The sequence below is a fragment of the Nostoc sp. JL33 genome (assembly GCF_017114985.1).
Classification (GTDB): Bacteria; Cyanobacteriota; Cyanobacteriia; order Cyanobacteriales; family Nostocaceae; genus Nostoc.
In genome coordinates this window covers 66,319-91,027 of sequence record NZ_JABXKP010000088.1, presented here as the reverse complement: position 1 = coordinate 91,027, position 24,709 = coordinate 66,319, and the positions used below count along the sequence as shown (strand labels likewise).

Genomic DNA, 24,709 nt, shown 5'->3' with positions numbered 1-24,709 from the left:
TACATTTTGGCAGTTTTTGACCCCTCTTTTTTCAATCTTGGTGAGAAATCCGGGTAAAACAGGTGCAGCATTTATTGCAGGCGGAACCATAGCAGGTGCTGGTGTTTCCGCAACAGTCGGCGGGATGGGACTAGCCGGCGGATTTGGCGCTATTGGAATTGGGACAACTCCTGTAGTCGGTGCTGGCGCTGTGATTGGTGCAGCTGCTTATGGCGCTTTTAAAGCGATCGCAGAGGGAGATGCTGCTGCGATCGCTACAATGGGAATTGGTGCAGTCGGCGGTGCTGGTGTTTATAGCGTCATCGGTGGTATGGGTTTAGTCGCACCTAAAGTAGGGCTGGCATTTGGGATTGGTGCAGTACCGATGGTAGGAATTGGTGCAGTAGTGGGACTCGCCGCCTATGGTATTGCCAAACTGTTAGACGAATCTGGAATTAGGGAAACTCCAGCACAGCTTTTTGAACGGATGGAAGAGAAAGTCTTGCAGATGGGCTACTATTCCGAAGCATTGATGGAATTAGACGCATTGATGGAATTAGAAGCATTTTTATTTGGTGAGGATCTCAACCAAAAATTTGCTGTTTTGGAAGTCGAGGATGAGTTACAGGCACTCAAGGCTGAATTTAAGAAAAAATCAGAATTTGTTACCCCTAAACCTTCTATTCCCAATATTGAAGCAGAAATAATATCTCTGACAACCCAGCTACCTGAAACCTGGAGATGTGTACGCACACTCAAAGGACACTTAGCGGCAGTTAATGCGATCGCTATCACTCCTGATGGTATTACCTTGATTAGTGGCAGTGATGACAGACAAGTTAATTTGTGGAATTTAAAAACCGGAAAATGGATTTATATATTCTCTGGACAAGCTGAGGCAGTTTTATCTGTTGCTATCAGCCCTGATGGAAAGCAGATTGCAAGTGGTAGTGTCGATTGCAAAATCAGCACTTGGCAGATGGACACAAGAAAATTTCACCATACATTCTTTTATTTAAATGCCTATAGTCATAATGGTTTTGTTAACTCGATTGCCTACAGTCCTGATGGCGCAATTCTTGCTAGTGGTAGTGCCGATAAGACTATAAGAATTTGGGGACGCTACACGGGAACAATAAAACGCACTTTGAATGGACATTCAAATGCAGTTTTGTCAGTTGCTATTAGTCCCGATGGTAAAATCCTTGCAAGCAGTAGTGCTGATAAAAGTATTAGGCTCTGGGATGTCAAAACTTGGCAACAGCGCTCCATTCTCACTGAACATTTGGCAGCAGTAAATACAGTTGCCATCAGTCTTAACAGTCAAACTCTTATTAGCGGTAGCACAGACGCCACAATAAAGCTGTGGAATCTCCAAACTGGAGAATTACTCAGTACTCTGGTTGGACACTTAACGGCGGTTTTGTCTGTTGCCATCAGCCCTGATGGAAAAACCCTCGCCAGTAGCAGTAGAGACGGTATTATCAAACTTTGGAACCTCCACACAGGGGAACTACTACAAACTCTCTCTGGCTGTAGTCCTGTTGCTTTCAGTCCAGATGGCAAGACGCTGGTAAGTGGCGGTAATGGCGGAAGCATCAAGGTTTGGAGTCAAATACCAAGCTTTGATAAATCTAATCTCGACCCTGTACTATCTGGGGAATGGTGGGAAGTCTTGGGTGTAAATAAGGGTGATCATCCCAACTTTGTCAAACTTGCCTACCGTCGATTAGCAAGACAGTATCATCCTGATGTCAACAGTTCTGCGATTGCAAAAGCCTCAATGCAAGCAATTAATCAAGCTTATAAAGAATTCCAGGAGCAGGTAATATGAAGTTAGCAGTTTATCGATGCTAGTCAAAATCTGACTTTTCATGTCATCTGGAAAAGCTCACGAAAATCTAACCCACTTCCCAACGCTCTAAGCGGGAAAATTCAAAGTCTCTGACGCCACATGCTTCTCCTGTCGGAGATGCTACGCGAACAAGTCGGCACGCAAGGGCGCAGTGGCTCCTCCTTCTAAAAGAGAGATGAAGAAGAGAGGTTTTCTAAATTCCGTGAAAAGTCAGAGTCAAAATATGAACAATAATTGAGGAAATAGTGTTATGTTTCAATATGCAGCAGAGCCGATAACTGTTGAAGAATTCGTCGAATGGAAGCCTGAGAATGGCAGATATGAATTGCATAAAGGAGTAATAGTTGAAATGCAGCCGACAGGAGAACATGAGTTGGTCAGAGCATTTTTGATTAGAGAACTCAATTTTGAAATTCGCAGGTTTAACCTAGCTTATTCGATTCCTGGTCAAGCATTAGTCAAATCTGTTGATCAAAAATCTGGTTATATTCCAGATGTGCTGGTATTGAATCTCCCTAACTTAGTTAATGAACCACTTTGGAAAAAATCATCAACAGTTACTCAAGCAGCATCCATTCCATTGGTAGTGGAAGTTGTGAGTACAAATTGGCGAGATGATTACTTTCTCAAATTCGCTGAATATGTTCGCGTAGCGTCTCGTTGGCGCAGCCTCTCGTAGAGAAGAGAAGAAATTGGGATTTACGAATATTGGATTGTTGACTATGCTGCTCTTGGTGGAAAACGGTTTATTGGCAATCCTAAACAACCTAAAATATCAGTTTACAGATTAGTGGAAGGCGAGTACCAAATCACTCAGTTTTGTGGAAATGACCGAATTCAATCGCCAACTTTAAGAGAGCTAAATCTGACTGCTGAACAAGTGTTTAAGGCTGCTTTGGGAGAACAGTAATTAACATCACTTGTTTGCTAACTTAATTAGCTATCTAATTCAATATATATACCACAAGTAAGCAAGGTTACTGTTAGAATATGTATTTATATATACTACCCATAAACGCTCCATGTCATCTGTCAGCAGGGTGAGATATTTAACCCTTGAGAAATATTGATCTCTTAAATTTTTAGATAATTCATCTTGCATATTCTGAAAAAAAGTTATAAATTATTAGTTTATAGGGGAATAATCTGACTTATTAGTGTCAAAAACTAATCCTGCTCAAGTAAATATACTGCAACCAGTTTTAACTTCACACAAACCCTAAATAGCACTGAAGATATATTTTTGTTTGGTAAAGCAAAGATTCCAGACATGAAAGGGAACAATAAATAATCCAAAAATATATCTTGTGTGACTGTTTTTAAGAATTATATTACTTCTGGCGGTGAAGAACAACAAAATTAACCAAAAGAGTAATAGATTATCAGCAACTTAACTAGCAATAAACCTGCATAAATGTCAGCAGATTTATTTATTGTTAGTTGATGACTTTTTATCTCAATTATATTTGCTATTCAAAGAATCGTTTTTGTTATGCTGAGAGTAGCAAAAAGAATAAATGAAGACGCATCTACCGCAAATTTACAACCCAAATGGAGTTATTCTGGCGATGCACCTAAACGAATTGGAAACTACTGAAAATTTAAAAGAAGTGGAAGAAGCGTGGCAAGCGCTAGAGAAGTCAATTCTCTACTATCAAGGACGCCCCGTTGGAACGGTAGCCGCTTATGATGCATCTGTAGAGGCGCTCAATTATGACCAGTGCTTTATCCGGGATTTTGTCTCTTCAGGTCTAATTTTTCTGATCAAAGGTAGAACAGATATTGTTCGTAATTTCTTAGAAGAAACCTTAAAGTTACAGCCGACAGAAAGAGCATTAGATGCCTATAAGCCGGGACGAGGATTAATCCCAGCTAGCTTTAAAGTGGTATCAGAAAATGGGCAAGAATATTTAGAAGCAGACTTTGGTGAACATGCGATCGCTAGAGTTACACCCGTAGATTCTTGCCTATGGTGGATTATTTTGTTGCGTGCTTATGTAGTGGCCACAGACGATTTTTCTCTAGCCTATAAACCTGAATTCCAAAATGGGATCAGGTTAATCATGGAAATCTGCTTGGCGAATCGTTTTGATATGTACCCAACGCTGTTGGTTCCAGATGGTGCTTGTATGATTGACCGTCGTATGGGCATTTATGGGCATCCTCTAGAACTACAAGTTCTTTTTTACACGGCATTGCGGGCATCTCGTGAACTGCTAATTTGTCAAGGAAATTCCGATATTGTTGAAGCGATTGATAATCGCTTGCCTCTTTTATGTGCTCATATTCGCCAGCATTATTGGATAGATATTAATCGCCTGAATGCAATTTATCGCTTCAAAAGTGAAGAATATGGCAAGGGTGCTGTTAATCTGTTCAACATATATGTAGATTCTGTTCCCTATTATGAATTAGATAAGTGGCTGCCCAAAAAAGGTGGTTATCTAGCAGGTAATGTTGGCCCGTCGCAGCTAGATACTCGTTTCTTTTCACTCGGAAACTTAATGGCAATCATTTCAGACTTAGCCACCGAAGAACAGTCTCAAGCGATTATGACTCTCATTGAGGAACGATGGGATGACTTGGTGGGAGATATGCCAATGAAAATTTGTTTCCCAGCTTTGCAAAATGAAGAGTACAGAATTGTAACTGGATGTGACCCCAAAAATATACCCTGGTCGTATCATAATGCTGGGAGTTGGCCAGTTTTAATGTGGATGTTGGCTGCGGCGGCTGTAAAAACTAATAAAACAAGTCTGGCACAAAAGGCTATTGAAATTGCTCGGCCACGCCTGATTGCAGATGAATGGCCAGAATATTACGATGGCAAGAAAGGGCGACTGATTGGGAAACAAGCTAGGAAATATCAAACTTGGACAATTACTGGGTTCTTATTAGCAAAAGAACTGATGGCAAACCCCACTTATTTACCATTAATCAGCTTTGGAAAATTACCAGCAGAACAAGTTTCTAGAGCATGTGAGTTTGAAATCGCCACTGTAGACCCGTATCTGACTCGATAGGAAATTAAATTAGAGACGCGATTAATCGCGTCTGTACAGGAGTTAGAATACAAAAGCCTTCTGACTCCTGAATCGTGTTTCCATGACAAACCCCCGTCAAATAGCTTTTACCGCCTTGCGAGATGTTCATAAGGGGGCTTATGCTGATGTTGCCCTAGATAGAGTGCTGCAAAAAGTTAATTTGCCTGATCACGATCGCCGCTTGGTGACAGAATTGATTTATGGGAGTGTCAGAAGGCAGCGCACTCTTGATACTCTCATTGATCAACTCGCTAAAAAGAACTCTGATCAACAACCACAAGACCTTCGCACTATCTTACATCTGGGCTTCTACCAACTGCGCTATCAAGAGCGTATTCCCGCTTCAGCTGCTGTTAATACCACCGTCCAACTCGCTAAAGAAAACGGTTTTTCTGGACTCACAGGTTTTGTTAACGGTTTATTACGCCAATACATCCGCGTTGCAGAGAAGATAAAGAAAGATCCGTTACAACTTCCAGAAAACCCAGTGGAACGCTTGGGCATTTTACACAGCTTTCCTGACTGGATAATTCAAGTTTGGTTAGAACAACTGGGTTTGGCCGAGACAGAACAACTGTGTGAATGGATGAACCAATCACCAACAATTGACTTGCGTATCAACCCACTTCGGACTTCCATCGAGGAAGTTGAGGCGGCTTTGCAATCTGTTAATATTTTGGTGAGACGGATTCCTCATTTACCCCAAGCTTTACGATTGATTGGTAATGCTGGGTCAATTCAAAAACTACCTGGTTTCAAAGAAGGTTGGTGGACTGTACAAGATAGTAGTGCCCAATTGGTAGGTCATTTGCTTGACCCCAAACCAGGTGAGGTGGTAATTGATGCCTGTGCTGCACCAGGGGGTAAAACAACCCACATTGCGGAATTAATGGCAGATAAGGGTAAAATTTGGGCTTGCGATCGCACTCACTCTCGTCTTCGCAAACTCCAAGAAAATTCTCAACGGCTGAATTTACAATCTATTCAAATTTACATTGGTGACAGTCGCCACTTCAACCAATTTCAAAACACCGCAGACCGCGTATTAGTTGATGCTCCATGTTCTGGGTTAGGAACCATGCACCGTCATGCTGATGCTCGTTGGCGACAGACACCAGAATCTGTCCGGGAACTTTCGCTGCTGCAAAAACAATTATTAACACATACATCTACTTTTGTCAAGCCCGGTGGTGTACTAGTTTATGCCACCTGTACATTGCATCCAGCAGAAAACGAAGAAGTGATTTCGGCATTTTTAGCTGAGTCACCTGATTGGCAAATTGAGTCTGCAAGCGGCGTTGAGTTACCTGATTCTGTCCATAGCACGCCTCAAGGTTGGTTTAAAGTCTGGCCCCATAGACAGGACATGGATGGCTTTTTTATGGTGCGCTTAAGAAAAGCCAATAATTCCGAGTGAATACTGTTTGAGATTGTACGATTTGATGGAGGTCTTAATCTACCAGAGGAGGCAGCAATGGTTAGCCCTTCCAATGTGAAAAACTTAGTTAAAATCCTGATTGGAGCAGCCTGGATTGATGGCAAAATCCAGCCAGAAGAACGGCAATATCTGCGCGAAATAGCTCAAGCAAAAGGTTTGGCTAACGATCCAGAAATTAAGCCTTGGCTGTATGAATTAGTTCCTGTAGAGCCAAAAGAGTGCTATGACTGGGTGCGGGAGTATTTAGGCGATCGCCCCAGCCTTGAAGATTGTGAAAATCTGATTGAAGCCATCAGTGGGTTAATTTATAGCGATGGCGAAGTTGCCGTCGAAGAAGCCAGACTCCTGACCAAATTGCAGGATATAGCGAAGCCGAATGACTCAAGTCAACCAGCTCACAATCTGCTTCTCAAGCAAATTCAAAAACTTTACCGCCGTTGGGTTGAAGTGCAAAACTAACACCGAGCTATGAGTTATGAGTTGACAAGACGCGAAGAATCGCGTCTCTAGATGATTTTTTTAAGTTTGGCAATTAAACTCAGCACTCATCAGTGATCACTACTTTGACTTCGGTTCACCTAGACCCGGAGTTTCTTCTTTATCAACTTTAGGCACAAAATCAGGACGCTCTTTGCTTTCCCAACCTGCGGGGCGTTTCGAGTTGTACCAAGCTATTGAACCAATGGTTACAGCAGCAATAAAACCAACGACATATACCAAGGTGAAAGCGAAGGGAAAATGAGGAGCAGCATCTATGGCTGGTGCTGCTACTTGCATCAAGAAATCCATGAGTATATTCTCCAAGATTATGCAACAGTATTTAATACACTATATATAAGATGAGCGTATCACCTAACATCCCCCCGGAGTTTAGTTTGAGCAACTTAATATTGCATGGGAAAGAGCAGGGGGGTAAGAATTTTAGATTTTAGACTTTCCTGCGGAACGCTACGCGTAGCTTGCTTCTCCGTTCGCGGAGCGTCTCGTAGAGAAGGAGTACGGCGTGAGCGCTCGGTCGAACGCTTTTGGATTAAAGAATTGAAATTTAATCCAAAATCTAAAATCCTTGCATTGAATTGCCCTATTTGCCCACTTCCTTATTACTGAGGAGGTCTAAGTCTATCCCGCCAGGATGGCTGTGGTGATGAAGAACCTGAAGAACCTGAAGAACCGGAACTATTTGCTGGAGACGACTCTCGCCGAGTTCTTCGAGGCGCGGAAGAATCAGATTCTACTCTTCTAGAGCGCCGCCGTGGAGAAGATGATGACTCAGAAGAGTTACTGGAACTTGATTCTTCGCTGCGATCGCGCCTTCTCCGTCTTGGGGTATAATCGCTAGATTGCTGTTCTTCTTGAGAATATCTCCTTCTGCTTCTACGTCTTGTAGATGAACCACTATCCTCAGAATTAGAATTTCTAGCACTTTCCCCTTCTGAGTCATCATCAGAGCTAATAGAACGATTCAGCACTTGTTTAGGCTTGATGGCCTGGGCTTTGATCGTGCCTTTGCGACCTTCTAACTTGGGTCGTTTGGGAAACTTTTCTACAGGCATCCCCTCTGCGGCTTTTTCCATAAATTCGTGCCAGGTGTAAGCCGCACTGCCACTACTGCCGTCTGTGGGGTGGTTATCATCGTTACCTAGCCAGACCCCTGTCACCATCTGGGGAATGTAGCCAATAAACCATAAATCGCGGGCTTCATCGGAGGTGCCGGTTTTGCCAGCAACTGGTCTATTACCTAATTGAGCAGCAGCACCAGTCCCCTCTTCTACGACGTTGCGTAGCATCCAAGTCATGATCGCGGTACTGTCAGGGTCAAGAGCGCGTTGAGACTTGAAATTAGCTGACCAGATCACCTTGCCTTGGCGGTTGAGGATGCGGCTAATACCATGAGGCTCTGTATGCAATCCTTGAGTTGCAAAACTGCCATAAGCGCTGGTCAACTCTAGCAGATTCACTTCATTTGAGCCGAGAGCCAAGGAGTAGGTGGGCTTGAGTTCAGATTTTATCCCCATATCATGGGCAAGTTTAATCGTCGGCGCAAATCCGACATCAATTAACACCTTTACCGCAATAATATTAACAGAGCGGGTGAGGGCATCTCGGATGTTCATTGAACCGTGAAACTTTTCACTATAGTTTTTCGGTTCATAGCCGTCTACGACAAAGGGCGCATCCTCGTAGCTATCGTAGGGGCTTTTACCGCTAGCGATCGCAGTGGCATATACAAACCCTTTAAATGTCGATCCTGGCTGCCGTTGTGCCTGAGTAACTCGATTAAACTGGTTTTTACCAAAATCTTTTCCCCCAACCATTGCTTTAATTTCACCGTTGCGGGGGTCAATGGCTACCATTGCTCCTTGCTTAAAGTTCTCCCAGCGTCCTTGATTTCGCAGCGTTTTGGCAACCGCCTCTTCTGCGACTTTCTGCCAAGTTGGGTTCAGCGTAGTTTCCACTACTAGACCCCCACTTTTTAGCACGTTAGGAGAAACGTACTTCGGCAATTCTTTTTGGATGTAGCTGGTAAAGTAGGGTGATTCTACTTGCACTCGCTTGGGTAAACTGCTTTTCAGGGCTAGTGGCTCCTGAACTGCTGCCTGCCTTTGCTCCGGTGTAATTACTTTATCTTCTTGCATCCGTAGCAATACCAAGTCACGCCGCCGTTTCGCCGCTTCTGGATTCTTGTCTGGGGCGTATAAGCTAGGAGCAGGGGCTAATCCAGCAATTGTTGCCATTTCGGCTAGGGAAAGTTGGTCTGGCGTTTTACTAAAATATACCCAAGATGCATCTGCCACACCATAAGCTCCACCTCCCAAATAAACCAGATTCAGGTAACGCTCTAAAATCTGATCTTTGGTTAATTCATTCTCCATTTTTTGTGCTAGGCGGACTTCCTTGAGTTTGCGCCAGATTGTCTGTTCTTGTTTCAAAAACAGAATCCGCGCTAGCTGTTGGGTGATGGTGCTACCACCTTCCACCACACCTTGCGATCGCAAGTTATTCAAACTTGCTCTGACAATCCCTTGAGGATCAACTCCGTTGTGTTGTTTAAATCTTCTATCTTCTGAGGCGATAAAAGCTTTTTTTAAATTATCTGGTATTTGTTCGAGCTTTAGCTGTTCTCTGGTCGCTTCACCTTGTTGTTGTAATATGCTGCCATCGGCGGCTTTGATGGTTAGTGTTTGCTCTCTGAGCACGGCGTTCAACTGTGCCTGATCTGGCAATGTCTGATCTATTAAACTGACACCGTAGAGCAAGGCAGCTATTCCACCACCTACACCCAAGCCTGCCCAAAACCAGATGCGACGATAGAGTGGTTTACCGCCAGTTGACTGATTGGACTTCATCCTACTAGATGGGAAAATTTTCATTTTGCTCAGTAACTGCCTCGCCTGCGGCACATGTGCTGGTGGTAAGCTCTCATTTGTTCCTCCTTGTTCAGAGTCACTCAAATTGGTTGGTCTTCGCTTGTTGAACCAGGAGGTAAGCTTCCCCACGTCAGTTCCTCGCTCAAAGTAGTAACTATATAACCACCATCAATCAACTTTGGGGTTACTGCACCACCATTGTGTTAGTATAATATCCTATAAATAATTAACTAAATTCACTATAAAATAATGTTTTTGAGATTTTAGTTAATTTAATTTTGTAAAACTACTGTAATTTTGATCAATATTCAGAATATAAAAACGATTGGCATTTTCTGGAACAGGTGCAGCAAAGTATCCACAAAGACAGCCAAAAAACGGCTTACTTAAGGAGAGTGCGATGCCTACGGAGGTCACTGAGCCAAGCCGAAATGCGAGGTACGCCGAAGCAAAACCTAGAAGAAGCGCCGTTGCCCTTGGTAGTAATATCGGCGATTCACAAACCATTTTAGAAGCAGCTATAGAGATTTTAGCTCAAACGTCAGGTATTCACTTAGAAGCCAGATCCAATTGGTATCAAACCAAAGCTGTGGGGCCACCACAGCCAGATTACCTAAATGGCTGTGTCACATTGCAGGTAGAAATCACAGCCCAGCAGTTATTAGAAATTTTGTTAGAAATTGAACAACAATTTGGGCGTGTGCGTCAGGAACGCTGGGGGCCACGAACCCTCGATTTAGATTTGTTATTATTTGATGACTTTATTCTGGATACACCAAATCTCCAGATTCCCCATCCGCGAATGCGGGATCGTGCCTTTGTGTTAGTACCACTGGCAGAAATTGCCCCAGATTGGATAGAACCAGTTTCTGGGTGTGTTATTAAAGAACTGCTGAAAGAGGTAGACTGTTCTGATGTACATTTATTGATGGGCAATTAAAATTACCATCCTTAAACGCAGAAGAATGCTGATTTCGCCTCTGTATTCACAGATAATCAGATTATATTATGCCATTAGGTAGAGAATTACCACAACTACTGAAACAACGCCTGTTTTATAAAGGACGCAAGTTTGATTTTGAAGTTAATCGCTTGCGTTTGCCTAATAAATCAGAAGGAGAATGGGAATGTATTCGTCACCCTGGTGGCGCTCTAGCTGTGCCGGTGACACCAGAGGGTAAACTTGTACTCGTGCGCCAGTATCGTTTTGCAATTCAGGGACGGATATTAGAATTTCCGGCGGGAACTGTGGAAGTCAATGAAGAACCTTTAGAGACAATACAGCGTGAAATCGCAGAAGAAACTGGCTATAGTGCCCAAAAATGGGACAAACTAGGCGAATTTTTCTTAGCTCCCGGCTATTCTGATGAGATTATCTATGCTTTTCTGGCGCGAGATTTGGAAAAGCTGGAGACACCACCACCACAAGATGGAGACGAGGATATCGAAACTGTGTTTTTGACTCCCGAAGAATTAGAGAAAGCGATTCTGGAGGGAGAACCGGTAGATGCTAAATCAGTTTCTAGCTTTTTTCTGGCGCGTCCGTTTTTAATTTAATATCAATATGCTGCTAGAGTTAGCGATGGCAGATGCCTACGGTGCAGACTTTGAATATGCCGACGAGATTTTAGTTAACAATGATTTGAGTCGATACGTCAAACATCCGCGTTTTCGATTTATCCCTGGTAGCTACCAGGGATGACATAATACTTGCCTCTCAATCTATACTTTAGCTATGGCTTTTTGTTTGAGTTTTAGCACTAAACCTACACCCAAAGCGCCAAACACCATACCTAAAGATGAAGCCGATTCCGGTACAGTCTGCGGACGCAATACTAATCCAGCATTTGGCGCTGGATTATCCACGAACACACCGAGAAACGATGAGGAGTCCGCAAAATTAAAATTGACTTGTGTTCCAATCAGTTGTTGGATAGTAATAGCAGCATCTGGGTCATCAACTGTGTCTGGGTCTACAGAGAAGCTAAAACTTTCACCGGGGTTGAATCCATCAGAGGTTGGGGTAAAGTTGAAAGCTAGTAATTGTGTATTTTGACCAGAGATTGAAACTGATGCACCAGGTGGAGGAATTTTGTTGACGACATCTTCCCAAACAAGGGGAAAACTACTAGCTGTACTACCGTTTAGGGTGATGCTAACTACATCGGACTTAGAAAGCACCTCGTCAAAGAGAGTGAAGTCGATAGAAAATGAGTCATCAGGTCCGCTTGTAATACCGCCACCAATTCCTACTGCTATTGCAGGAGCCGACGAAAGGGCAAAAGAAAGCCCCAGCCCCACTCCCATACATAAGGTTGTCCTTCCTATTTTCATAGTTATCTAAATTTGGTGTAAATACCCAAAGCTAATATTACGCAGTGTGCAACTTTCTCTCAAACCTAACCCTCAACCCCTTTGCTACTAGGTTGGGGAGCAAGAATCAAAGCTTCTCTCCTTTTAGGCAAGAGGAATGGAAGCTGAGTTCTAAGAATAAGTTGCAGATCGCGTAATATTTAAACTTTTTACAACTTATACTTTACACTTATAGAGTTTTCACGGTGTAACTTTACGAAGTTTTATCTTAAACTTTGCAGTAACTTTATAAATTGAAAACAATAGCTAAATGTAGTACATGGGTTGGATACGTTGCGCCTCTAGTGCTTTATCGTAAAGATCCTGTAGCGTATAGCCTTGAAAAACTGTGATTGCTGCTCCCGTTGCTTCCTGACAAATTTCCTCAATAATCATATTCTTTATCGTTGGGGAATCATCTGGGTACATTTTTTGATAATTAACAGTGTGATTTGCCCTGCTGCTTTACTCAATGAAGGGCAATTTTATACCAGTTTGAAAAAAGAATCCGACAAATATACGGCTAGGGGCGCAAGGCTTTGCGCCCCTACAGATGATTAATCTGTCGCAAAGATTTTTTGAATTGGTATTACCTTTTCAAATACTACGATTTTTCGATATTATTACAGTAATTTAGGTAAACATAAAGCTACCCTAAGCTTCGCTAGCTCCAAGTTGGGGTAGTAAAGTACACATTGGCGGCTGAACTAAGTAGAGCGGTGTGAATAATTCAAGGTTTGTAGTGAGGGCTTCAGCCATCATTTGAGGACTAAAGTCCTCACTACGAACTAATCTCAAGATTTTTTACATTACTTAATCTAGTTTGATTTATTCTCACCGACTTACTTATACGCCTGTATATTCAATAAATTAACTGCTTAGTCAGGGACTTGCTTATTGGTAATACTGATTTGTTACCTTGTCTAGAGTGATACGAAAATTGACTTAGAGCCAAAGTTATAAGAGCATGACACCAAGAAGCCCACAACTCCTAAATATGTGTCTCTATCCCAGACGCATATATGTTTCACACAGATGAAAAAAAATACAACTTTTAACAGTGCCGGTAAACTCACTGCTCTTTTGTTCTTGATAACTCTCTTCCTCACGCCTTGTGTAATTGTAAATGCAGGCGAACGTGGTGTATTGATGAAATTTGGCGAAGTACAAAACCAGATATTAGGAGAAGGACTTCACTTAATTATTCCTGTAGTCAATACTGTGAAAAAGTTGAGTATTCGAGTCCAAAAACAGGAAATTTCGGCTGAAGCTTCTTCCAAAGATTTACAAAATGTTTTCACCGATGTAGCTCTCAACTGGCATATTATTCCCCAGAAAGCAAATGCTATTTTTCAAGAAATTGGAGATGAACAAGATATAGTCATTCGGATTATTAACCCAGCCGTTGAAGAAGTGCTAAAAGCAGTAATGGCAAAGTATACTGCTGAAGAAATTATTACTAAACGAGGAGAAGTCAAAGGTGGAGTAGATGATACATTGTCCACACGACTGGGTAGCTATCACATCGCAGTTGATGATATTTCTCTAGTTCATGTCCATTTTTCAGAACGATTTGGTGAGGCGGTGGAGGCGAAGCAGATTGCTGAACAAGAAGCAAAACAAGCAGAGTTTATCGCCTTAAAAGCAACAAAAGAGGCTGAGGTAAAAGTTAATTTAGCAAAAGGAGAGGCTGAGGCGCATAGATTATTACGTGATGGTTTAACTCCAGAAATTCTGCAAAGGCAAGCGATAGAAAAATGGAATGGGAATCTGCCATTAATTGTAAGTAAGGACGCTCCAAAATTGCTTAATTTAAGTGAAATTTTAAAATTTGATAAAAATTGAGATTCTTTTTCAGGACTTACGCAAAATACCTCTCAAACTCTTATTCCTCCGTGTTCTCTGTGCCTCTGTGGTAGCCTGCGGCAAGCCGCCCCGCGTCTACGATTTTCCCTTACCTGTGCGTAAGTCCTATTTTTAAGAAAATATCTGCTTATACATCAATACGGTTCAGTTAAGCCCCAAATCCAATGCAAGAGACGTTGCATTGCAACGTCTCTACATACCAAAAATCCTTAACTGAACTTGTATCTGCTTATACATAGGGACGCACATCTGTACATCCCTACAACCCGTTCATTTGTAGAAAGGTGATCAACTAAATTAACCGTTGGAGAATAAAATGGGAAGATCGAGAATCTTCAACTGAATCAATAGCATAATCAACAGGGTATAAACTGTTGAAGAAATTAAACCCGTGACTAATTCTTTTTTGAGGTTATGCTCTTGAGGTTCTTTTTGAAAAATGTCCTTAGAACCGAATTGCATCAAGAGAATTCCCACAATATTAGAGAGCCAGTATCCGATCATTGAACAAGGTAGAAGCAATTTTGGGGAAAATAAACTACATGCATACCCAAAACCATAAGCTATTGGCAAATTGAATAGTAGGTCATTCCACCAACATAGTGGTGACAACAAATATCCCAGTACTAGAAATAATCCACCTCTGAGTTTTTTGAAAATGTCTTTTTTGAACTCTTTTGGAGTTGACTGTTGTAAGTCCTCCAGAGTTGTGTCTCCTGCTACATTCAACTCTTGACTGACGTTTTGGACGCTTTCCATAAAAACCCACTATTCCTATCGACTTAGTGTACTTTAATATATAAACTAAGCCAAAGTCTAGTACAGGAGTTATAATATTTTGGCTTTTTGATGCTGAAAGCTTTACCACTACGTAGTTTCAGCAAAATAGTAAAAAGCAAAATTCAGGTTTAAATCAGCTGCGAACTTAACAATGTCTGATTTCTACCAGAGATGCATGAGTCAGTTCCCTTCTGGCAAAATCTGGGTTAGTTCTTCGGTATTTGAGCGAAATAGAACGATTTATACAGAATTGAGACAATCAACGCTATTTGTCGCTCAATAGGTTTCAAAATCAGAATATATCTTTATAAATCATAGCACACGATCAGATCCAGTAGCCAGAGGTTCCTTATGTTAGGGTGGGTGGATGTTGAGTAGGAAAATTTTTATGTTTTTGCATATAGCCAGTGCATAAATTTGAACTAATAATAGCTACAATGAAAGTATCGAGGCATCTTAATAGGAAAATGACAGATTTAACTCCAAATAGCACATTTTTAATAGCAGGAATTATTTTTATAACGATTGCTGTCATTGGGCAATCTAAATTAGCTTTTATTGAAATTAATCCCGGTTGTTTTGGGAGATTTTTGGCTCTAGTTATTGGGATTTCCAGCCTATTATATGCTTTGGGATTACTCAATTTTTCAGGCGAAACTCTTAACTTATTAATAACTTCTCTGACAGAACAAATTAAACAGGGTATAAGTTCAATTAATGAACTTTTGCAAGGATCGTAATAGGGCTTCTCCTTGCAGGAGAGAGGTCAGAATATTAAGTTGTACATTGCGTAACGTTCCCACAGAATATCCAGGATGAGATTGAATATGGTGGCAATTTTTTGTTTAAAGAAAGCTTGCTCTGGAACCTTTTTAAATTTTGGATTTTGAATCTTCTCTTCTTAGGCAACGCCCAACAATTCCATTTTCCAAAATTTAAAATCTAAAATTCGGTGAGAGTGCAAACTTATGATATATAATATTGCTGCCCCGGTTAAAATCCGGTTTACAAATAGAATTTAGACCGACAAAATAACAAAAGCAACCCACCCCAAATATCTGCTGATACAGAAGTAGTTGAATTAAGGGGCGGGTTGTTCTAAGCTGTTCCACATTTAAATTACATAAGCTGGGTGGGCTTTTGGCCCACCCCACAAGAGTTATATTTAATTCGATTATGCTTTCTTGGATGTTTTTTAGCTTATTTCGATATTGCTCTCGTTAGCTATATTTACTTGATTTTTTGCAGATTCTTAATTGTGAAGAAAATTTCATCATCAGCTATTTTGCTATTATAATCAATGTTAATTTGAGTTGGGTAGCCAATTATCGGATCATATTGTACGGTCAGATTTGCCGCTTTCCGAGTCAGCGCATTTCCAATGATATTAAAGAGTTTAGGAATAGTATTGTATTTTTGAAACAATTGTCCATCTACTGGTTTACCAGTCTGTTTAGAAGTGATAGAAGTTGTAACACCATTCCGTACTTCAATAATCACTACTTCTGTGGCTTTGGGGAAACAAAAGCAACTTCTAGTGAATTCATAGCGATAGTTAGGGATTCTTTGCTGTCTCCATAATTTGTAATTAATCTTAAATTGTTCAAAGGTGAAACTAGTCAATGCTGGTGTTTGCGCTACCTGTATAGGAGGTTGAGGCATAACAGGTGCATTCAAACCCAAAGACGCCACTAAAATGGTACTAATTGCAATTGGCAAGCGCATCTAAATCTATCCTTAACTCTAATTGCTCACTTTAACTAATTCCGGGGGTTTAAGTAAAGAGCAACTAACAAGCGGTAAGTTTTGTGGCTCTTGTCTTTATCCCCGTTACAAAACTTAATTACGAATTACTGTCTTCGTCACGCTTTCTCGTGTCCGCGTACTCCAGCGCCCGACAAGCTACGCTTTTAGCGTCTGTCTGCGACACGCTAAAAGCGTTCGTAGAGAGCGTCATTAGGAATTATTTTAATGTGCTTCAATGTGATTACCAAAACAGTGAAATTATTTGTGACACTCACTTTTTGTAGTAGTACAGATTTCCCATTCGTTTCGCTACCGCCCCTATTCATGAAGAGGAGAAATGAACGTGATCTGTGTCCATAATCTGTATATGTAAATCTATCTTATTAGTCATGGACACGGTAACAAGCTTTCATATGATTTATCATTAAAATCTCTCCCTGTCTGCGTGTCTGTGCGTCAGCCTAAATCATAAGTCTTTAAGCGGACATAATATCACTCCTCAGTTATCAACTTTCTTTCTTCAGGGAGTAAGCTAGTTTCATCCTTAGGGCGTTCGCCATCAAGGGATTTGGCTTTAGTTGTATACGGTCTGATGATTAGACTGACGCCAATTGTCCAACCTAATGAAACCATCCAACCTGCGAGAATGTCACTGGGAAAGTGAACCCCCAGATAGAGACGACACCACGCAATAGCTATTACATATAAGCTGCCGAATATGAGAAACAACCAGCGCCAGGAGCTAGCCCAAGTTAAGAATAGCAAAATTGCTACCAGAGTTATACTTGTCATGGCATGAGCGCTGGGAAATGCAAAACTAGACTCAGGTGCAATGGACTGCCACAATTGCGGACGCACTCGATGCATTAATTCCTTTGCTGTGCGGTTGATGATGATGCTTCCCAGTGAGGCGGTGAGTAAATAAGTTAGCGATCGCCAGCGTTTTTGAAGTAATAATATGAGTGCGATCGCACCCAAAATCGGTATCGCTGTCCAAGGCAACCCAATTATAGCTAGCGTCACTGCTAAAACATCAAGCTGTGGGTTTGCTGTAGAATGAATTGCTAACAGAATAGGCACATCCCACGGTAAGCCAGCTTGATTTTGCCATATCTTCACTGTTAGGATCTCAAAGGTCTGCAAAGGTAAATATACTCCTATCAAGAGGAGTAAGAGCGATCGCCAACGCGCAATCAACAGGTTTTTGAGAAAAGAAAGCGGCGACTGACTCTCTTTATTGGCTGTTTTCACTTTTTCCATATCTAAGTTAAAAAGACTGATAAAGGACTTCACTGATTACAAATTACTGGAATCTTGAGAAGTTCCACAATGTTTACAATACGGCAAATGTGTATAAGTAAGATTATGACAGTTTTGGCATTCAGTGTACTGATAATAGCCACAGTGCGGACAGTAAGTATCAAGGTGTCGAATTTTCTTAGCACAATTGACACAGCGTGATTTTTGAACTCTGCTAGCTGCCTGGACTTTAGCATTAAAGACAAATTTTTGAAAAAACTGGATAATTCCAAAACCGATAATTGGAATCAGCAAGATATAAAGATAATTTATCAGGAAAAGTAAACCACCAAAAATGGCGCTAATAATATCAAATAAAAATTTAAATATTGCACCTATTTGAAGAAATTCAAATATTTTAACGATTAGTGGGATAAAAAAGATAACTAGCAAATGCCAGCTAATTAGGGAGATGAGTCCATATCCTCTTCCTTGGGCAAATTTGTGAACTGATAAGGCAATGAAAATCAGTGGTAGAAGAAAGAGCGACTGAAAAGCAAGCTGGATACTTGGATACCAAAATGATGCCTGCTGATAGCCTTTGTCAACTTCCCGGAATTGATTGTCATCTTTAAGAAAGGCTATAAAACTAATGCTTTCCGGTTTGGCAAGCAATTCATTTTTAAGAGTATAATTTTCCTGTTTAAGGGTGAAAATTTGGCGATTATTTTGTTCTAATGCTTGTTTAGCTTTTTCAGCACTGACTTGATTAATTGATTGTTCACGACCCTGACCGGCAATTTTTTCTAATAGCGTTGAGTCATATTGGGATTTAATAGTGCGATTTGCTTCTTCAAACCTACTGATTTGCACTTCTTTCTGATCAATAGTTGTGATGATTTGCTGCTTTTCAGGATTGTTAATCTTATCTTTGTAGTCGGCATATTGCAAGCACGTTTTAGAAACCTTACCCAGATGTCCTACTTCGGCTTGTTGATAGTTTCGCTGAAAACTGAGTTGATTGTTCGTGTTCTGTGGCAATGAAAGTTTAACAATTTCATAGTCTTTATCTTTAGTGGTTTTTGCGCGATAATTTTGCCACTCTGAATAACATGGATAAGCGTTGTTCGGGCTGATATGCCATCTGCTAATATCATCCAGTCCTGTAAAAACATTAATCAAAATAAAAATATCAATTATAATAATCACAATCAAACTCACTTTATTCAGTGGTTCGTTGTTGATTGTCCTTGATTTACTAAAAAATTGACTCAAAAGACGGCGGATTCTGGCAAACATATTGTCTTTTAAATAAATGGGAATTCAATCCGAGTCAATTTTATATGATCAGTAGTGAGTATCTGGGCAAAAATACATCTACCCATCTGAAGATTTGTTAACTGCTGACTTTTGAAAAAACAGAACCCCGACTTCTCAAAGAAGTCGGGGTTCTCAATACAAATCAGGCTGCGGTAAAAAATACCATGACTTTGGTAACGGCTGTGTGCGCCAACTGAAAACTATTTAGCAGCGAAGTAGGCTTCTAGTGCCTCAGAACCACCAATTAATTTACCATCGATAAACACTTGGGGAACTGTTGTCGCACCCGTAACTGCTCGTAAAGAGCGTGTGGTGATATCCTTGCCCAAGGTAATTTCTTCGTAGCTAATGTCATGTTCCTTGAGCATCACCTTCGCACGGGCACAGAAGGGACAACCAACTTTCGCAAACAGGGAAACTACTTCCGGCTTCACTGCTTGGGGGTTGATGTATCTGAGCATTGTTTCGGCATCGGACACCTTAAAGGGATCTCCTGGCTCGTCTGGCTCAATAAACATCTGATTAATTACACCATCTTTCACCAGCATAGAATAGCGCCACGATCGCTTCCCAAACCCTAAGTCTGATTTATCTACCAGCATACCCATGCCTTCAGTAAATTCACCATTACCATCGGGAATTAATTTGATATTTTCTGCTTCTTGATCCTTCGCCCATTCGTTCATCACAAAGGCATCATTGACAGAAATACAGATAATCTCATCAACACCATTTTCCTTGAAAACCTTAGCCAATTCGTTGTAGCCAGGGAGATGAGTTGATGAACAAGTTGGAGTATAAGCACCTGGTAAAGAGAAGACAACCACTGTCTTATTAGCAAATAGATCATCGGTTGTCACATCCACCCAGCCGTTGTTATTGCGAGTATGGAAAGTGACATTGGGTACTCTTTGTCCTCGGCGATTGGCGAACATAATTTTGTTTCCTGAAGTAATCACAATTCCAGTCATAACCTATCATGGCAGAACTGATTAAAACTGTACTTCGTCTTGCTACGCGCTTTCGTCCCCGTTCGTGCTTCTCTGCCAAACCGCAAAATCCGATAAGTATTTATTCTTATTTATCCTGATAAATGGACATTCGATGAGTATATATTTCTGTCAAAAGCGAAAAGAAAATTTAATCTTCTAGAGTACAATAAAGTTTACAAAACTATAACCTCCTTAATATAATGTAATAAAAGCGAGAAGGCAAAATTGGTTGTCAGAAGTGATGAATGCTATTGAATTTCCCTGGCTAACAGCCATAATCCTTTTACCCTTGGTGGCTGCCTTAGCCATCCCCCTAATCCCAGACAAAGAAGGTAGAACTGTCCGTTGGTATGGTTTGGGAGTAGCTTTTGCCGACTTTGCACTGATGATTTATGCCTTTTGGTATAAGTACGACTTCCAAAGTTCAAGACTCCAACTTGTAGAAAACTATCCTTGGATACCACAGTTAGGTTTGCATTGGGCTGTGGGTGTTGATGGATTATCGATGCCCTTACTGCTTCTGACAGGCTTAATAAATACCCTCGCAATATTCGCGGCTTGGAAAGTTACCACCAAGCCGCGATTATTTTATGGTTTGATGTTAGTGATGTACAGCGCCCAGCTTGGCGTATTTGTCGCCCAGGATTTGCTGCTCTTTTTCCTGATGTGGGAAATCGAGTTAGTGCCGGTTTACCTGCTGATTTCCATCTGGGGAGGACAAAATCGCCGTTATGCCGCTACCAAGTTCATTCTTTACACCGCCGCCGCATCAATATTTATCTTGATTGCCGGTTTTGCACTTGTCTTTTCTGGAGATACCGTCACCTTCGACATGGCGACTCTGGGAATGAAAGAATACCCCAAAACCTTGGAATTGTTGGTTTATGGAGGTTTCTTGATTGCCTTCGGTGTGAAGTTGCCGATTTTCCCCTTACACACTTGGCTACCTGATGCTCACGGTGAAGCATCAGCACCTGGTTCAATGATTTTGGCTGGTGTGTTGTTAAAAATGGGTGGTTATGCTCTCATCCGCTTCAATGTGGAAATGTTGCCCAATGCCCATGTGACTTTTGCGCCAGTATTAGCGATTTTGGGTGTAGTGAACATTGTCTACGGTGCTTGCTGTGCCTTTGCCCAAACCAATCTCAAACGCCGATTGGCTTACTCTTCAATTGCCCACATGGGGTTTGTGTTGATTGGGATTGCCTCCTACACGGAACTGGGTATTAGCGGTGCAGTGCTACAGATGGTTTCCCACGGTTTGATTGCTGCTAGCTTGTTCTTCCTGTCTGGCGTGACTTACGATCGCACCCACACCTTGATGATGGATAAAATGGGCGGTATGGCCAAAGTAATGCCGAAAACCTTTGCTCTGTTTACTATTGGTTCAATGGCTTCTCTCGCCTTACCCGGAATGAGTGGTTTTGTGGGTGAGTTGATGGTATTTCTCGGTATCGCCACCAGTGATGTTTACAGTTCCAGCTTCAAAATTGTAGTTGTGTTGCTGTCAGCCGTTGGCGTGATTTTGACACCGATTTATTTACTGTCGATGCTACGTCAAGTGTTCTACGGTGAACAAAGTAAAGAGTTGCACTTGGATGCTATAATATCTGATGTCAAACCCCGCGAAATATTTATTACCGCTTGTTTGCTGCTGCCAATCATCGGAATCGGGTTTTATCCCAAGTTAGCAACGCAGACTTATGATGTGAAGGCTGTGGAATTAGCCGCCCATGCTCGCCAAGTTCTACCAGTTGTTGCCCATAAACAACCATCAAGTCTGTACTCGCGGATTTTCTCTGCCCCAACATTGGCTAATTCTCAAGTTGAAAGTTCGATTAATATTTCTGAGTAAATTAACTTCCCATTCAGGGGACTGCAAGTAAATTCTAAATATTAGGGGAATGAAGGGGTGGTTACGAAACCACCCCTAAAATTTTGCCAAGATATATCTTAAAGACAGGTGAAGCCCCCAAAATATGAATTATGACCATTAACTTACCTATAGCTACAGAAATTGTACCAATGGTCTTGCAATTACAACCTGCGATGTCTACGACGGGCTACGCCTACGCACTAACCGAAGACCAGTTTTACGAGTTTTGTCAGTTAAACGGTGATTTTCGGATTGAACGTAATGCTGCTGGAGAATTAGTGATTATGCCCCCTACTGGTTCCGAAACTGATGAACGCAACTTTGACGTTATTGTTCAGTTGGGTATTTGGGTAAAGCAAGATGGTACAGGTGTAGGGTTTGGTTCCAGTGGTGGATTTACTTTGCCTAATGGTGCAGTGCGTAGGCGTAGCCCGTCGTAGACATCGCCTGATGCAGCGTGGATAAAACGCGATCGCTGGGAAGCGATACCACCGGAACTGCGAAAAAAGTTTGCGCCGATTTGTCCTGAGTTTGTGATTGAGTTGCGTTCCCAGAGCGTAGTTTACCGCCGTAGGCATCGCTTGCAAGTTTTACAAGATAAGATGCAGGAGTATATTGATAATGGAACACAACTTGGTTGGTTAATTGATAGAAAACAACGCCGAGTTTTTATTTATCGTCCTAATATTGCGGTTGAGGAATTAGATAATCCTAAGACACTTTATGGTGAACCGTTGCTACCTGGGTTTGTTTTGGATTTAAGTCAGGTTTGGTAGGGAGTAAGCTAGTTTTATAATATCGAAATCAAAATTCTAGGAATCTATGCCGGCGAAAGACATATTCCATGATGCAGTAAAACGCGCTTTGGAGAAAGAGGGTTGGCTCATCACTAATGACCCGCTTTTCCTGCGTTTTGGTGGTTTGGATATGTACATCAACCTCGGTGCAGAGAAAGTTTTAGCAGCTGAACGAAATCAAGAAAAAATTGCGGTTGAAGTTAAAAGCTTTGTTGCTCCATCTACTACAACTGAATTTAGTACTGCTTTAGGACAGTATCTCAAATATCAATTAGCACTTGAAGAAGAACAACCTGAGAGACTTCTATATTTAGCAGTTCCCTTAGACACCTATCGTTCTTTTTTTACTTTAGAACTACCGCGCTTATTAATCCAACGCTACCAAGTTCGGCTGATTGTTTTCGATCCAGAAGAGGAGGCAATTGTAAAATGGCAAAAGTAGAACAATACCGCCAACTTATTCAAGAACTGTTGCTAGCTTACAGCGAAATTAAAGCCAGCAACGAAGAAGTCGAAGCAGAAGTTATTTTTGATCGAGAACGCGTTGGGCTTTGCCCCGCCGTAGGCATCGCTACCAAGTTATTCACGCGGGATGGTCAAATAAGCGCCGTGTATATGGCTGTGTTTTGCATTTAGATATTAAAAACGAAAAAATTTGGATTCAACACGATGGTACTGAAGGAGGTATCGCCAATGAACTTATTAGTCGAGGTATACCCAAAAAAGACATCGTTTTGGCTTTTCATTCCCCCTTTAAACGACAATTTACCGAGTTCGCTGTTGGTTAATATGGCTGAGGTTTGAAAGGAAATAGTCCCAAATAACATCGGGTTGACATTTGCTGCTTCCGGGTTGCAACTCCGTATTTTGGGCGAACTACGCTTACAACACAAAATCTGATGCGGTGAGAGTTGGCGCACCAGTTAGAATCGCAAGGGTTGGGATTGCTTCTGATTAAAAATAGTGCCAGAGATATTTCACATTCTAAGAAAATATTAAATATATGAACACAACACCCTCTAAAGGCGAAAGAGATGAAATGTTCAAGTGGTTGAATCGTAACCGCCAGATGTTATTAGATTTATATAAAAATCAATATATCGCTTACAATGTAAATGGAATAATTGCTCACAGCGAAAACTTACGCGAAGTTTTAGCATTAGCTAATGCTGCAAAACAGCCTTTTTTAATTTACTTAGTTCCCCGTCGCACTGCTTCTAGAGAAATAAATTTTACCAATTCGCTTTAGCACCGTCACTCACCATGATTGTTAATAATCTTGCTCACTAGCATAAGGGTTCAATCAACCCACGTTTGACAGCTTCGCTCAACGCAGTGGCTTTTCTTAACAGTCCTTCTTGATAGACCTGCATCAGGGTTTGTAACTCTGAGCGATCGCCTTCAGTAAGAATCCCTGATTGTTGCCGCTCGAGCAGTTCACTTAATCGGGCATCCTGTGCCGATTCCATTTGCAGTTCAGTCAGCACCAGGACTTGTTCATCAGAAAGGGCAAATACAGGCTCAAGGTCGGTAATGTCCCCACTGACGGGCGGAATTGAAAGTTGAATGGTATCTACTAAAATGCTAGCAATATCACGATTTGCCAACCGTGCAAAGCGTTCTGCACGTTGGTAAATCTCATCTGGGAGGGTAATGATGATTTGGGTACTCATAGCTCTTGTAAATACTCCTCTCTATTCTCACTTGCAATTAGTAATTATATGTTTCAGGGTAACAAAACTGAAGAATCTAATTTAAGAGACTGTGCAGTGAAGCGTTGCTATCTGGTTTTTTTTTTAGATTTAACTCAGGTTTGGTAGATAATGAATTCAACATTTCAAAACATATATAAATTTTTGATAATCACAGAAAAATTACTAGAGCAGTATTACTTAATTTTTATGTATAGGTTACTTTATTTTTATTTTATAAATAAACTTAAACAGTTAATATTTGTTCAACAATTTCAGTTTCTACTATTAACTCAATAAACTATATCTTGTACTCTAAACTAGAATAACTAAATGATTATACCATAACCAATTTTTTTTTACAGA

General features: G+C 41.2%; 24 protein-coding genes and 2 pseudogenes. 16 read left to right on the top strand and 10 right to left on the bottom strand.

All coding sequences use genetic code 11. From position 1 onward, the window contains the following. Positions 1-40: 40 nt before the first annotated feature. The 5 genes and pseudogenes from HWQ23_RS26235 (at position 41) to HWQ23_RS26215 (ending at position 6,775) form a co-directional block, all read left to right on the top strand. Positions 41-1,813, top strand: a complete 1,773-nt coding sequence (locus tag HWQ23_RS26235; protein WP_292834978.1) for a DnaJ domain-containing protein — start codon at positions 41-43, stop codon at positions 1,811-1,813. 271 nt (positions 1,814-2,084) lie between these two features. After that, positions 2,085-2,744 (top strand): annotated as a pseudogene (locus HWQ23_RS26230) (Uma2 family endonuclease). 658 nt (positions 2,745-3,402) lie between these two features. Continuing rightward, positions 3,403-4,857, top strand: coding sequence for a glycoside hydrolase 100 family protein (locus tag HWQ23_RS26225; protein ID WP_292834976.1), 1,455 nt, complete (start codon positions 3,403-3,405; stop codon positions 4,855-4,857). An 82-nt stretch (positions 4,858-4,939) separates the two neighbouring features. Next, entirely contained in the window at positions 4,940-6,295 is a 1,356-nt protein-coding gene (locus tag HWQ23_RS26220) for a 16S rRNA (cytosine(967)-C(5))-methyltransferase (protein ID WP_292834961.1), read from the top strand. A gap of 57 nt (positions 6,296-6,352) precedes the next feature. Next, positions 6,353-6,775: a tellurite resistance TerB family protein gene (locus HWQ23_RS26215; RefSeq protein WP_292834958.1), complete on the top strand. Its 423-nt coding sequence runs from the start codon at positions 6,353-6,355 to the stop codon at positions 6,773-6,775. Between the two features lie 99 nt (positions 6,776-6,874). Here HWQ23_RS26215 and psb35 read toward each other — a convergent pair whose 3' ends face one another. Continuing rightward, positions 6,875-7,105 (bottom strand): photosystem II assembly protein Psb35, encoded by a 231-nt coding sequence (psb35, locus tag HWQ23_RS26210; protein ID WP_292834955.1) that lies wholly within the window; start codon positions 7,103-7,105, stop codon positions 6,875-6,877. A gap of 311 nt (positions 7,106-7,416) precedes the next feature. Then, the gene (locus tag HWQ23_RS26205; protein WP_292834952.1) at positions 7,417-9,813 is read right to left on the bottom strand and encodes a transglycosylase domain-containing protein; all 2,397 of its coding nucleotides are present in this window, start codon (positions 9,811-9,813) and stop codon (positions 7,417-7,419) included. A gap of 271 nt (positions 9,814-10,084) precedes the next feature. Between HWQ23_RS26205 and folK the strand changes: the two genes are divergently transcribed. From folK to HWQ23_RS26190, 3 genes are all read left to right on the top strand, one after another. Then, the gene (gene folK / locus HWQ23_RS26200; RefSeq protein WP_292834950.1) at positions 10,085-10,624 is read left to right on the top strand and encodes a 2-amino-4-hydroxy-6-hydroxymethyldihydropteridine diphosphokinase; all 540 of its coding nucleotides are present in this window, start codon (positions 10,085-10,087) and stop codon (positions 10,622-10,624) included. A gap of 68 nt (positions 10,625-10,692) precedes the next feature. Beyond that, complete coding sequence (locus HWQ23_RS26195; RefSeq protein ID WP_292834947.1) at positions 10,693-11,241, top strand: NUDIX hydrolase; 549 nt, start codon at positions 10,693-10,695, stop codon at positions 11,239-11,241. A 7-nt stretch (positions 11,242-11,248) separates the two neighbouring features. Then, positions 11,249-11,386 carry a hypothetical protein gene (locus tag HWQ23_RS26190; protein WP_292834944.1) on the top strand — a complete coding sequence of 46 codons (138 nt, stop codon included), beginning with the start codon at positions 11,249-11,251 and terminating at the stop codon, positions 11,384-11,386. A 20-nt stretch (positions 11,387-11,406) separates the two neighbouring features. On the opposite strand, the gene HWQ23_RS26185 is transcribed toward HWQ23_RS26190, so the two are convergent. Next, positions 11,407-12,018 carry a hypothetical protein gene (locus HWQ23_RS26185; RefSeq protein WP_292834941.1) on the bottom strand — a complete coding sequence of 204 codons (612 nt, stop codon included), beginning with the start codon at positions 12,016-12,018 and terminating at the stop codon, positions 11,407-11,409. A gap of 285 nt (positions 12,019-12,303) precedes the next feature. After that, positions 12,304-12,432: a hypothetical protein gene (locus HWQ23_RS26180; RefSeq protein ID WP_267923100.1), complete on the bottom strand. Its 129-nt coding sequence runs from the start codon at positions 12,430-12,432 to the stop codon at positions 12,304-12,306. Positions 12,433-13,071: 639 nt separating this feature from the next. Between HWQ23_RS26180 and HWQ23_RS26175 the strand changes: the two genes are divergently transcribed. Further along, the gene (locus HWQ23_RS26175; RefSeq protein WP_292834933.1) at positions 13,072-13,881 is read left to right on the top strand and encodes a prohibitin family protein; all 810 of its coding nucleotides are present in this window, start codon (positions 13,072-13,074) and stop codon (positions 13,879-13,881) included. A gap of 318 nt (positions 13,882-14,199) precedes the next feature. On the opposite strand, the gene HWQ23_RS26170 is transcribed toward HWQ23_RS26175, so the two are convergent. Then, positions 14,200-14,661, bottom strand: coding sequence for a DUF7980 family protein (locus HWQ23_RS26170; protein ID WP_292834930.1), 462 nt, complete (start codon positions 14,659-14,661; stop codon positions 14,200-14,202). Positions 14,662-15,149: 488 nt separating this feature from the next. On the opposite strand from HWQ23_RS26170, the gene HWQ23_RS26165 reads away from it, so the two are divergent. Further along, positions 15,150-15,422, top strand: coding sequence for a hypothetical protein (locus HWQ23_RS26165; RefSeq protein ID WP_292834927.1), 273 nt, complete (start codon positions 15,150-15,152; stop codon positions 15,420-15,422). A 490-nt stretch (positions 15,423-15,912) separates the two neighbouring features. On the opposite strand, the gene HWQ23_RS26160 is transcribed toward HWQ23_RS26165, so the two are convergent. The 4 genes from HWQ23_RS26160 to HWQ23_RS26145 form a co-directional block, all read right to left on the bottom strand. Then, complete coding sequence (locus tag HWQ23_RS26160) at positions 15,913-16,407, bottom strand: DUF6174 domain-containing protein (protein ID WP_292834924.1); 495 nt, start codon at positions 16,405-16,407, stop codon at positions 15,913-15,915. A 513-nt stretch (positions 16,408-16,920) separates the two neighbouring features. Further along, positions 16,921-17,688, bottom strand: coding sequence for a phosphatase PAP2 family protein (locus HWQ23_RS26155; protein ID WP_292834921.1), 768 nt, complete (start codon positions 17,686-17,688; stop codon positions 16,921-16,923). 36 nt (positions 17,689-17,724) lie between these two features. Beyond that, the gene (locus tag HWQ23_RS26150) at positions 17,725-18,966 is read right to left on the bottom strand and encodes a hypothetical protein (RefSeq protein ID WP_292834918.1); all 1,242 of its coding nucleotides are present in this window, start codon (positions 18,964-18,966) and stop codon (positions 17,725-17,727) included. A 221-nt stretch (positions 18,967-19,187) separates the two neighbouring features. Next, positions 19,188-19,922, bottom strand: a complete 735-nt coding sequence (locus tag HWQ23_RS26145; protein WP_292834915.1) for a glutathione peroxidase — start codon at positions 19,920-19,922, stop codon at positions 19,188-19,190. A gap of 298 nt (positions 19,923-20,220) precedes the next feature. Between HWQ23_RS26145 and HWQ23_RS26140 the strand changes: the two genes are divergently transcribed. The 6 genes and pseudogenes from HWQ23_RS26140 (at position 20,221) to HWQ23_RS26120 (ending at position 23,901) form a co-directional block, all read left to right on the top strand. After that, positions 20,221-21,834, top strand: coding sequence for an NAD(P)H-quinone oxidoreductase subunit 4 (locus tag HWQ23_RS26140; RefSeq protein WP_292834913.1), 1,614 nt, complete (start codon positions 20,221-20,223; stop codon positions 21,832-21,834). A gap of 131 nt (positions 21,835-21,965) precedes the next feature. After that, positions 21,966-22,631, top strand: a pseudogene (locus tag HWQ23_RS26135) (Uma2 family endonuclease). Positions 22,632-22,677: 46 nt separating this feature from the next. Next, entirely contained in the window at positions 22,678-23,094 is a 417-nt protein-coding gene (locus HWQ23_RS26130; protein ID WP_292834910.1) for a XisH family protein, read from the top strand. Beyond that, positions 23,082-23,288 carry an element excision factor XisI family protein gene (locus HWQ23_RS33740; protein ID WP_375466589.1) on the top strand — a complete coding sequence of 69 codons (207 nt, stop codon included), beginning with the start codon at positions 23,082-23,084 and terminating at the stop codon, positions 23,286-23,288. The genes HWQ23_RS26130 and HWQ23_RS33740 overlap by 13 nt, the downstream gene beginning before the upstream one ends. Continuing rightward, positions 23,204-23,440 (top strand): XisI protein, encoded by a 237-nt coding sequence (locus HWQ23_RS26125; RefSeq protein ID WP_375466590.1) that lies wholly within the window; start codon positions 23,204-23,206, stop codon positions 23,438-23,440. The genes HWQ23_RS33740 and HWQ23_RS26125 overlap by 85 nt, the downstream gene beginning before the upstream one ends. A gap of 215 nt (positions 23,441-23,655) precedes the next feature. Then, positions 23,656-23,901: a DUF5678 domain-containing protein gene (locus HWQ23_RS26120; protein WP_292834907.1), complete on the top strand. Its 246-nt coding sequence runs from the start codon at positions 23,656-23,658 to the stop codon at positions 23,899-23,901. Positions 23,902-23,938: 37 nt separating this feature from the next. Here HWQ23_RS26120 and HWQ23_RS26115 read toward each other — a convergent pair whose 3' ends face one another. Continuing rightward, positions 23,939-24,325, bottom strand: a complete 387-nt coding sequence (locus tag HWQ23_RS26115) for a hypothetical protein (protein WP_292834904.1) — start codon at positions 24,323-24,325, stop codon at positions 23,939-23,941. Between the last annotated feature and the right edge of the window lie 384 nt (positions 24,326-24,709).

Bases quoted from the DNA above. Each gene is read 5' to 3' on its own strand.
- HWQ23_RS26225 (WP_292834976.1), top strand. From the start codon at position 3,403: ATGCACCTAAACGAATTGGAAACTACTGAAAATTTAAAAGAAGTGGAA.
- HWQ23_RS26220 (WP_292834961.1), top strand. From the start codon at position 4,940: ATGACAAACCCCCGTCAAATAGCTTTTACCGCCTTGCGAGATGTTCAT.
- HWQ23_RS26215 (WP_292834958.1), top strand. From the start codon at position 6,353: ATGGTTAGCCCTTCCAATGTGAAAAACTTAGTTAAAATCCTGATTGGA.
- psb35 (WP_292834955.1), bottom strand. From the start codon at position 7,105: ATGGATTTCTTGATGCAAGTAGCAGCACCAGCCATAGATGCTGCTCCT.
- folK (WP_292834950.1), top strand. From the start codon at position 10,085: ATGCCTACGGAGGTCACTGAGCCAAGCCGAAATGCGAGGTACGCCGAA.
- HWQ23_RS26195 (WP_292834947.1), top strand. From the start codon at position 10,693: ATGCCATTAGGTAGAGAATTACCACAACTACTGAAACAACGCCTGTTT.
- HWQ23_RS26190 (WP_292834944.1), top strand. From the start codon at position 11,249: ATGCTGCTAGAGTTAGCGATGGCAGATGCCTACGGTGCAGACTTTGAA.
- HWQ23_RS26185 (WP_292834941.1), bottom strand. From the start codon at position 12,018: ATGAAAATAGGAAGGACAACCTTATGTATGGGAGTGGGGCTGGGGCTT.
- HWQ23_RS26180 (WP_267923100.1), bottom strand. From the start codon at position 12,432: ATGATTATTGAGGAAATTTGTCAGGAAGCAACGGGAGCAGCAATCACA.
- HWQ23_RS26175 (WP_292834933.1), top strand. From the start codon at position 13,072: ATGAAAAAAAATACAACTTTTAACAGTGCCGGTAAACTCACTGCTCTT.
- HWQ23_RS26170 (WP_292834930.1), bottom strand. From the start codon at position 14,661: ATGGAAAGCGTCCAAAACGTCAGTCAAGAGTTGAATGTAGCAGGAGAC.
- HWQ23_RS26165 (WP_292834927.1), top strand. From the start codon at position 15,150: ATGACAGATTTAACTCCAAATAGCACATTTTTAATAGCAGGAATTATT.
- HWQ23_RS26160 (WP_292834924.1), bottom strand. From the start codon at position 16,407: ATGCGCTTGCCAATTGCAATTAGTACCATTTTAGTGGCGTCTTTGGGT.
- HWQ23_RS26155 (WP_292834921.1), bottom strand. From the start codon at position 17,688: ATGGAAAAAGTGAAAACAGCCAATAAAGAGAGTCAGTCGCCGCTTTCT.
- HWQ23_RS26150 (WP_292834918.1), bottom strand. From the start codon at position 18,966: ATGTTTGCCAGAATCCGCCGTCTTTTGAGTCAATTTTTTAGTAAATCA.
- HWQ23_RS26145 (WP_292834915.1), bottom strand. From the start codon at position 19,922: ATGTTCGCCAATCGCCGAGGACAAAGAGTACCCAATGTCACTTTCCAT.
- HWQ23_RS26140 (WP_292834913.1), top strand. From the start codon at position 20,221: ATGAATGCTATTGAATTTCCCTGGCTAACAGCCATAATCCTTTTACCC.
- HWQ23_RS26130 (WP_292834910.1), top strand. From the start codon at position 22,678: ATGCCGGCGAAAGACATATTCCATGATGCAGTAAAACGCGCTTTGGAG.
- HWQ23_RS33740 (WP_375466589.1), top strand. From the start codon at position 23,082: ATGGCAAAAGTAGAACAATACCGCCAACTTATTCAAGAACTGTTGCTA.
- HWQ23_RS26120 (WP_292834907.1), top strand. From the start codon at position 23,656: ATGAACACAACACCCTCTAAAGGCGAAAGAGATGAAATGTTCAAGTGG.
- HWQ23_RS26115 (WP_292834904.1), bottom strand. From the start codon at position 24,325: ATGAGTACCCAAATCATCATTACCCTCCCAGATGAGATTTACCAACGT.